Annotated in this window: 7 protein-coding genes and 1 pseudogene; 6 read left to right on the plus strand and 2 right to left on the minus strand. The window is 43.4% G+C overall.

All coding sequences use genetic code 11. The features are described 5' to 3' along the window. The first annotated feature begins 105 nt into the window (after nt 1–105). From GBV73_RS10135 to GBV73_RS10145, 3 genes are read left to right on the plus strand one after another with little or no spacing between them, the layout of a single operon-like run. Nucleotides 106–816 carry an ATPase domain-containing protein gene (locus GBV73_RS10135; RefSeq protein ID WP_042699545.1) on the plus strand — a complete coding sequence of 237 codons (711 nt, stop codon included), beginning with the start codon at nt 106–108 and terminating at the stop codon, nt 814–816. A gap of 5 nt (nt 817–821) precedes the next feature. Then, the gene (locus GBV73_RS10140) at nt 822–1,244 is read left to right on the plus strand and encodes a hypothetical protein (protein WP_225807239.1); all 423 of its coding nucleotides are present in this window, start codon (nt 822–824) and stop codon (nt 1,242–1,244) included. 41 nt (nt 1,245–1,285) lie between these two features. Further along, on the plus strand, nt 1,286–2,971 hold the full coding sequence (locus tag GBV73_RS10145; RefSeq protein WP_152881137.1) for a DUF4910 domain-containing protein: 1,686 nt from the start codon (nt 1,286–1,288) through the stop codon (nt 2,969–2,971). Here the strand turns inward: GBV73_RS10145 and GBV73_RS10150 are convergent. Together GBV73_RS10150 and GBV73_RS10155 are read right to left on the minus strand one after the other, a co-directional pair. Beyond that, a complete protein-coding gene (locus tag GBV73_RS10150; protein WP_152881142.1) occupies nt 2,942–3,283 on the minus strand; it encodes a transcriptional regulator in 342 nt (113 codons plus the stop codon). The two genes, GBV73_RS10145 and GBV73_RS10150, sit on opposite strands and share 30 nt — an antisense overlap. Before the next feature lie 38 nt (nt 3,284–3,321). Next, the gene (locus tag GBV73_RS10155) at nt 3,322–3,978 is read right to left on the minus strand and encodes a metallophosphoesterase (protein WP_152881138.1); all 657 of its coding nucleotides are present in this window, start codon (nt 3,976–3,978) and stop codon (nt 3,322–3,324) included. A gap of 194 nt (nt 3,979–4,172) precedes the next feature. Here GBV73_RS10155 and GBV73_RS10160 point away from each other — a divergent pair, with 194 nt between their 5' ends. From GBV73_RS10160 to GBV73_RS10170, 3 genes and pseudogenes are all read left to right on the plus strand, one after another. Further along, nucleotides 4,173–4,433, plus strand: coding sequence for a hypothetical protein (locus tag GBV73_RS10160; RefSeq protein ID WP_152881140.1), 261 nt, complete (start codon nt 4,173–4,175; stop codon nt 4,431–4,433). 96 nt (nt 4,434–4,529) lie between these two features. Beyond that, nucleotides 4,530–5,324, plus strand: coding sequence for a nitrilase (locus tag GBV73_RS10165; RefSeq protein WP_152881144.1), 795 nt, complete (start codon nt 4,530–4,532; stop codon nt 5,322–5,324). Nucleotides 5,325–5,432: 108 nt separating this feature from the next. Beyond that, a pseudogene (locus GBV73_RS10170) lies at nt 5,433–6,046 on the plus strand (alanine--tRNA ligase-related protein); the annotation flags it as partial.

A 6,046-nucleotide genomic window follows, 5' to 3' on the forward strand; every position in this document is an offset into this window, starting at 1 on the left:
CCGTTCCCCCCGAAAGCCAGCCAATGAAGACGGGAGGCTGGAAGCCTACCCGTTATGAAATTAACACTTTACACACACTTTACGGGTAGGCAGAACGGGAGGTACATGGAAGACATCTCAAGCGGATTCTACAGACGAATTTCTACAGGAGTGAAAGGGCTCGACGACCTTATCGGAGGAGGATTGATTCCGGGAAGAGTCTATGTTGTTACAGGCCCACCCGGGAGCGGTAAAACCACTCTCGGAATCCAGTTTCTTGTTGAAGGTGCAAAAAACTGGGAAAAGGGAGTTTATATATCTCTTGTTGACGACCCAAAGACGATAATCCAGGATATGTTTCATTATAAGTTTAATTTGCTTTCTTTCATTAGAAGCAAAAAAATAGTGATATACGACCTTAGCTCTACCATTACAGCGGGAGACAAAAAGCCTAGCTGGGGAGAAATCCTTGACGAAATAAAGATGATCATTGTTAATGAAAATGCAAAGAGAGTTGTCATAGATTCCTTCACTCCCTTGGAGCTTATGGTCAGGGATCCGGAGAACAAAAGAAGGGAACTGGTTAGGCTGATAAAACTTCTTTCTCTTATGGGTATAACGGCATTCGTGATAACAGAAATGATGGAGTCCGATAAATATACGGACGACTACTATGTAGCGAGTGGAGTAATAGTGATGCACCACTTTATGAGGAATTTCCAGATGGTCAGGGGGATTCAGATATTGAAAATGAGAGGAACTGCACATGATAGCAATATGAAAAAAGTGAGATTCACTGAAAATGGGATAGAAGTGTATAATGAAGCCCCCTGGTGATTGCTGTGACGAGGGAAGACCTGATAAAGAAGGCATACCGCTTTGGGTACTTTGTTGGTTATAAAGGACACACGGAATGGGTGTCGTGGGTAGCAAAAAAGAAGGAAGAAATTTACAGAAAAGCTGAAGATTTGGGGATATACGAGGAAGTTAAAACTGCCTACAGGAAAGGTCTTCAGGATGGAAAAGAAAGGAGAATGAGAGAAATAACACAAGGGCTGAAAAAACTTGAGGACGAAATTCTACCGGAAAAATCAAGGAAGCTAGGGGCTGAAACCGTTAAAGAAAAAGTTGAAATTGAGGAGGAGTTTCTGCAGTTTTTAAAAACTCCAAAAATTGTGGAACCCCCAGAGATACTTGCACTTACAAAAGCGCTTGATGTGCCTCAGATGTTTTCTCACCCTAAAATGCTGGGTAGAGAAGAGTAAACTTTATCCGTTCTCTTGCTTATTTTTCATTGGTGTTATCTATGAGAGAATTTTTGGAAGAAGCCGAAGTCTTTAATGCGGAAAATGTTCTGGAGTACATTTCTGAAATTGCTAAGTTCCACAGGATACAGGGCTCTAAAGAGCTTGTTGAAGCGGCTAAATATATACTAGAAGAGCTTAGGGTGAACGGCATAAAAGCAGGGCTCTTTGAGGATGTTTACGACGGAGAAAGGTGGCATTTAACGTTGGTTTCCCCTATTGCGTGGGATCTTATACATGGGGAAGTTGAGATTGTGGGGAAGAGAATAACAACCTCCAAGACGCCCCTTCTCGTAATGGCACATTCTCCACCTGGAAAAGCCGAGGGGGAAGTTGTTGCAATAGAGAGGGAAGAAGACTGGGAAAACGCAAAGGGCAAGATTGTCATGGTGGGCGAGAAGTGGCATGAAAACTACAAAAAAGCAAATGAAAAAGGGGCCCTTGCGTTTATAGCCTACAGAAAAGGAACAGGCAAAGCATTTCCTTACATTGGGCTGTTTTTAGCCAAGAACGACTTGGAATGGGCAAAAATCCCTGCAGTTGCCCTAAGCGAGGAGCTTGCAAACACCGTTATAGGGAAACTAAAGAAATGTGAAAAAGTAACGGCAAAAATCAAGGTTGAAACGCTAATTTCAGACAGCCAGGCACTTCCGATTGTTTATGCAACGGTGGGGAAACCTCCCTATGTTCTTTTTGTAGCCCATATATGCCACCCTAGACCGGGTGCAAATGACAACGCAAGCGGAGCAGCGATGCTGATTGAGCTGGCTAAGGTGCTCAATAATCTCTACAACGATTCGTTCCGCTTTGGCTTCGCTTTTCTTTGGATTCCGGAGCATTATGGAACGCAGGCGTTTATAGAGAAATATACAAAGCTCGATGATTACTACGTGGCAATAAACCTTGACATGGTTGGGGGAAGTGAAGACAGAGCCAACTCAACGATAATGATAATTAGAACTCCGTTATCGAGGTTTTCAATTGTTTCTGGGATTCTGGAGTACTACCTCAACCTTGCAAACTCTGGTGGAGAGAGCTTTGGAGGGAGTCCCCTGCCAAAATTGAAGATCAGAAGCTATCCCTACGAGCTCGGAAGCGATCATGATGTGTTCAACTTCTTTGGGATTCCAAGCGTGATGCCCATAACTTGGCCTGACAGGTTCTATCACTCAAGTGAGGACAGTGTAGAGAAAATCAGCAAAGAAAGCCTTGAAATAATAGGAAAAGCGGTACTTGCTACTGCTTTAGCCCTAGCAAAAGCAAAGAAAGAAGAGCTTGAGAGATTCGCCAGAGGTTTTACAATGAAGTACCTTGGAGAGCTCAGCATTGAAAGGAATCTCGAAGTGGCAGAAAAGTTGGTTATGCTTGGGCTGTCGAGGGATTCCAAGTTCCTGGGGCTAAACATAGGGCACAAATTTACCTTTGAGCCCTGGCTGAAGTGGAATAAAAAAGGCATTATTTATCCAAGATCGGTAAAGCAGATTGACGAAAAGAAAGGAGCAGAGCTTGAAAAAATACTGGAAGACAAGAAAATGAGTATTCTACTCCATGAACTGCTGATGCTTGGCGAGATAATGCCAAAAGGAGAAGCATTTAAAGCTCTGGAAGAGGAGTACGGGAAGTTCGAGAAAGAAAAGCTTGAAAAAGCGGTTGAGATACTAAGGTCTTTGGGTATTGTCGTTTTTTAGCTCTTTTTCAATTTCGTTTATCTTTTTAACGACATTTTCTCTAAGCCTTGCCAGAAGCTCCGCGGGAGAGACTGCGGAATAAACATAGCCAAACCAGCCCCTTTGAATGAGCTCTCTTCTGAGGACTCCTCGCTTGTACAAGTTGAAGACGTGCTCTCTAACGCTTCTCTCACTTATTCCAAGCTCTTCTTTTATTTCGGTTATTCTCATGGGGGACTTCTTCTCCAAGAGTAAGCGGTATATTCTAAGTTCGTTCTTCTTGAATCCCAGTGTTTTTAAGAGTTCCTCGATCTTATCGTACACGTCTCCCATCTTTCTCTCACACCTATGAATATTTAACTTCATAGGTTTTAAGCCTTGCGGTTTAGCTCAACTTTGCCGATGTATGTTCCATCTCCAAGAAAAGCCTCTCCAGAAGAGGAATCTCTCAAAAATGGCACCATTTTTATACCCTCTCTCACGTCAAACCCTTCTATGTAGGGGTTTATCGTGGGCAAAATCAGAAAGCTTCCAACCCTGAAGAAGCATTTGACCTTTCTGACATTTCCCCCAAGCTTCAAGCTGATTGCTGGATGGATGTGTCCCAGAAAAGCTCTTTCAAACTCAACTTCCGGGAGGTTCTGATGCCCGTGAAGGAAAAGCAAGCCATCGAGGATAAAATGACTGACAATATCCACATTTTTGAATTCCTTTGTGACTTTCTCAATTTTCCCATCATGGTTGCCTTTTGTTATGACAATGCTGTATTCCTCAATTTCAGAAAAAAATTCAACCAGTAGTTTTTTGACAAACGCGCTGATTCCAAGGGGTTCTTTTACGTCTCCCAGGATAATTACCAAGTTGGGGTCTTTCTCTTTTATAAACTCCGCAAGGCTTTTTTCGAACTTCGTTCTTACCCTTAATCCTCTTGAAAGTTCAAAAGCTATGTGGGGGTCTGCAAAAACAAGAGTTCTTCCGGAAGATGTTTTTAGTTCAAGAGAAAGCGCCTCGTAAGGGGAGTCTTTCATGATAATCACGTAAAAGAGATATAAAGAGGGAAAAGGGATCAGATTAATCCTCTTTCCTTCTTCCTCTGTCTCTTTAATCTCCTAATTCTCTTCTTAATCCACTTCCACCTCATTCTTCCTTTCTTTTTCCATTTCCTTGGTCTCCTCTTCATGATTATCACCTCGATAATCGTTCCAGACTAAGCTCACTTTGCTTGGTTTTTAAGCTTTTCCATCAAAAGGGATTAGCAAATAGCAAAAACAAAAAGAGCAAAATAAAGGAGATTAAAGGAAAATTTGATCATGCAGAGCTTCGCCTCTACCCGGGATTTCATGAGCTGTTCTTGCGCCTTTATATTGTGTTGGTGGTTAAGAAAAAGCCTTTCGGTGGAATTGCGATATTCTATGGGGCGATTTTGGGATACGGGGAAATTTTAGCAATTTTAGACTTTTTGAAACTCCTAAAAACTGCGTAGCTGTGATTTTATCCTTTTATAGCTCTCGACTTGGACAAAAATGTGCTCGATAAGTTATTAACCATTGAACTCCTAACTGTTGAGGAGGGAGGGGTAATGAAAGTTGGGTTTGTTCAGATGGAACCAAAGCTTTTGGATCTTAATGCCAACCTCAGCAAAGCTGAGAAATTAATTGGAGAGGCTGCAAAGCAAGGTGCAAAGCTCATTGTTCTTCCGGAGCTTTTTGACACGGGCTACAATTTTGAGACAAAAGAGGAAGTGGCAGAGATAGCTCAGCAGATTCCAGATGGTGAGACAACTCAATTTCTTGTCGAGCAGGCGAGAGAGCATGAAGTATTCACAGTGGCTGGAACCGCTGAGAAGGATGAGAGGGGGAAACTTTACAACTCCGCTGTCATTGTAGGGCCAATAGGATGGGGCTACATTGGAAAATACCGCAAGATTCACCTTTTCTACAGGGAAAAACTTTTCTTCGAGCCGGGGAACCTTGGCTTTCATGTCTTCAACATAGGCATTGCAAAGGTCGGGATTATGATATGCTTTGACTGGTTTTTCCCAGAGTCGATGAGAACACTCGCCCTTAAGGGAGCAGATATCGTTGCACATCCGGCCAATCTGGTTCTCCCCTATGCTCCGAGGGCAATGCCAATAAGGAGCCTTGAGAACAGAGTATTCAGCATAACAGCGAACAGAATTGGGGAGGAGAGGGGGCTAAAGTTCATAGGCATGAGCCAGATAAACTCACCAAAGGCTGAAATCCTGCTCAGGGCAAGCGAAGATAAGGAGGAAGTGGGGGTTGTTGATATAAACATCGAAGAAGCACGGAACAAGAAGCTTAACGAGTTTAATGACATCTTCAAGGATAGGAAGCCTGAATACTATGCTCTTTGATTCCCTATATTTTTGATTCTCAGCGACAAAAGGTTAAAATAACCGGATCTTTACATGGATAATGGAATGATGAGTCTGGAGCCCCCTGAGTGGTGAGGAGGTTTCGCGGGGCTGACTCCTGAAATCGTTAAGGAAGTAGCTGAAAAAGAAGGCATGAAAGTCAAGGTTCCGGACAACTTCTACAGCCTAGTTGCCAAAGAGGCTGAAAAGACTGCCAAAAAAGAAGAGGAGAAGAGAATAGTGGACTTTGAGCTCGTTCAAGACTTGCCAGATACGAGAACCCTCTACTATGAGGATCCGTTTATGAAGGAGTTTGATGCAAAGGTGCTTAAGGTAATAGACGACTGGGTGGTTTTGGATCAGACAGCGTTTTATCCCGAAGGTGGAGGTCAGCCGTGTGATTTGGGCGAGCTCAACGGAATTAAAGTGCTCGATGTCCAGAAAGTTGGCAAAGTAATCCTCCACAAGGTGGAGAAGCCTGAAGGCTTCAAAGAGGGAGACAGCGTTCACGGAAAAATTGACTGGGAGAGGAGAATACAGCACATGAGACACCACACCGGTACTCACGTCCTTATGGGGGCCCTTGTTAGAGTCCTTGGAAAGCACGTCTGGCAAGCTGGCTCCCAATTAAGCACTGATTGGGCGAGATTAGATATAGCTCACTACAAGCGCATCAGCGAAGAGGAGCTTAAGGAGATAGAGCTCTTAGCTAACAGGGTTGT

Origin of the sequence: Thermococcus sp. 101 C5, assembly GCF_009372125.1 — an archaeon.
Lineage (GTDB): Archaea > Methanobacteriota_B > Thermococci > Thermococcales > Thermococcaceae > Thermococcus_A > Thermococcus_A bergensis.

What these genes read in the sequence shown, in the direction of transcription:
- GBV73_RS10135 (WP_042699545.1), top strand. Translation starts at nt 106, where the DNA reads ATGGAAGACATCTCAAGCGGATTCTACAGACGAATTTCTACAGGAGTG.
- GBV73_RS10165 (WP_152881144.1), top strand. Translation starts at nt 4,530, where the DNA reads ATGAAAGTTGGGTTTGTTCAGATGGAACCAAAGCTTTTGGATCTTAAT.
- GBV73_RS10145 (WP_152881137.1), top strand. Translation starts at nt 1,286, where the DNA reads ATGAGAGAATTTTTGGAAGAAGCCGAAGTCTTTAATGCGGAAAATGTT.
- GBV73_RS10150 (WP_152881142.1), bottom strand. Translation starts at nt 3,283, where the DNA reads ATGGGAGACGTGTACGATAAGATCGAGGAACTCTTAAAAACACTGGGA.
- GBV73_RS10155 (WP_152881138.1), bottom strand. Translation starts at nt 3,978, where the DNA reads ATGAAAGACTCCCCTTACGAGGCGCTTTCTCTTGAACTAAAAACATCT.